General features: G+C 43.5%; 1 protein-coding gene. It reads left to right on the top strand.

What is annotated here, in order from left to right:
* On the top strand, positions 1-2,235 hold a 2,235-nt coding region (locus tag MUP17_01635; protein MCJ7457677.1), incomplete at its 5' end, for a protein kinase.
* Positions 2,236-2,372: the final 137 nt, after the last annotated feature.

Raw genomic sequence — 2,372 nt, 5'->3', positions numbered from 1 at the left:
ATGATCGGCAAAACAATTTCGCATTACAAGATTTTAGAAAAGCTGGGTGAAGGTGGAATGGGTGTGGTCTATAAAGCCCAGGATACCAAGCTGGATAGAATTGTAGCTTTAAAGTTTCTGCCCAAGCATCTCTTATGCGATCAAGAAGCCAAGACCAGGTTTGAGCATGAAGCCAAAGCCGCCTCTTCCCTGAATCATCCGAACATAACTACAATTCATGAGATTGATGAATTTGAAGGTGAATGTTTTATAGCAATGGAATATGTTGAGGGGAACTCCTTAAAAGAGCTAATCGAGGAAAAGACATTCACCATAGAAAAGGTTTTGAACATAGCCATCCAGGTAGCAGAGGGCTTAAATGCTGCTCATAAGAAAGGTATAGTTCATCGGGACATTAAGTCAGATAATATAATGCTTACGGCTGAAGGCTTGGTTAAGATAATGGATTTTGGTCTGGCAAAGCTCAGAGGAGTTAGCAGAGTTACTAAGGAAGGAACAACTCTTGGGACTCTATCTTATATGTCACCTGAACAGATTCACGGGATAGAAGTTGACCAGAGGTCAGATATTTTCTCATTTGGGGTGGTTTTATATGAGATGATAACCAGTCAGCTTCCATTTAAGGGAGAGCATGAAGCCGCCATAATCTATTCCATTCTTAATGAGACACCAGAGCCATTGGCGAGATATAAAGCGAATGTTCCAGAAGGATTGCAGATGGCTGTTAATAAAGCATTGGAGAAGAACAGGGAGATGCGATACCAGCATGTGGATGACCTTTCCGCTGATTTAAGAAGGGTCAAGACGGAAGTGGAAGCGGAACTGACGAAGACGCTGGAAACTTCAAAGAAGCTTATGCCTTCTATCGCCGTGCTGCCATTTACCAATTTGAGCGCCGATAAAGAGCAGGAGTATTTCTGTGATGGCATGGCTGAAGAGATTATCAATGCTTTAACGCAGGTAGAAGGTTTGCGTGTGGTTGCCCGAACTTCTGCTTTCTCCTTTAAAGGCAAAGACATAGATATACGTGAAATCGGCAGGAAATTAAGCGTGGAAACATTGCTGGAAGGCAGTGTGCGTAAGGCAGGAAATAGACTAAGGATAACTGCACAACTGGTAAATGTGGCTGATGGTTACCACCTTTGGTCAGAGCGATATGATCGAGAGATGGAGGATGTATTTGCGATTCAGGAAGAGATCTCTTTGTCAATTGTGAATAAGTTAAAAGTGAATCTTTTAAAAGAAGAGAAAGCTAAACTGGAAAAGCGTTACACCGATGATCCGGAAGCTTATAACCTTTATTTGAAAGGTCGTTACTTCTGGTTCAGACGCTATGAAGGTGGACTGCAAAAAGCAGTTGAATGCTTCCAGCAAGCCATTGACAAAGACCCGCTGTACGCACTGGCGTATGCAGGAATCGCTGACTGCTATAATCAATTTGGACTCTGGGCGTTCCTTCCTCCAAAAGAGGCTTATCCCAAAGCAAAGGTTGCTTGCGCTAAGGCCTTGGAAATAGATGACACACTTGCCGAAGCCTATGCCTCGCTGGGCTGGACTAAAATGTTCTACGATTGGGACTGGGCAGAGGCTGAAAAAGCATACAAGCGGGCCATAGAGCTCAACCCCAATTATGCTGTAGCCCACTATTATTATGGTCTGTATCTGGCGATAACTGGGCATGTTGTTGAAGCAATCGCTGAGATGGAAAAAAGTGTGGAGTTAGACCCGCTTTGCCTGGTTCATAATGCGGTTTTAGGGTTTGTCCTTTACTTGGGACGTCGGTACGATGAAGCCATTGAACAGCTCCACAAAACTCTCGAAATGGACCCAAACTTTGCCGTAACATGTCTTTTCCTTGGATTATCTTATATGGGGAAAGAGAGATGGGAAGAAGCGATTGCTTCTTTGAAAAAATTTGCCAGTCTCTGGCAAGGTATTCCATTCCCAATTGGGTTCCTCGGACTTGCTTATGGTATGTCTGGGCGAGATAATGAAGCACTAAGCCTGCTCGACCAATTGAACGAGATTTCCCAGCAAAGATATGTTTCGTCCTTATACAAGGCATTGATCTACGCAGGGCTGGGCAAAAAGGATCAAGTATTTGAATATCTGGATAAGGCTTATAATGAGCGAGAATCCTGGATGGTTTCACTCAAAGCTGCTCCCTATATGGATACCTTGCGTTCTGATCCTCGATCTAAGGCACTACTTGGGAAAATGGGATTGGAAAAATGATCGGCAAAACAATTTCGCATTACAAGATTTTAGAAAAGCTGGGTGAAGGTGGAATGGGTGTGGTCTATAAAGCCCAGGATACCAAGCTGGATAGAATTGTAGCTTTAAAGTTTCTGCCCAAGCATCTCTTATGCGAT

This window comes from Candidatus Zixiibacteriota bacterium (assembly GCA_022865345.1).
Lineage (GTDB): Bacteria > Zixibacteria > MSB-5A5 > MSB-5A5 > RBG-16-43-9 > RBG-16-43-9.
The sequence above is the reverse complement of the archived record's forward strand: the minus strand, read 5'-3'. Positions and strand labels throughout refer to the sequence as shown.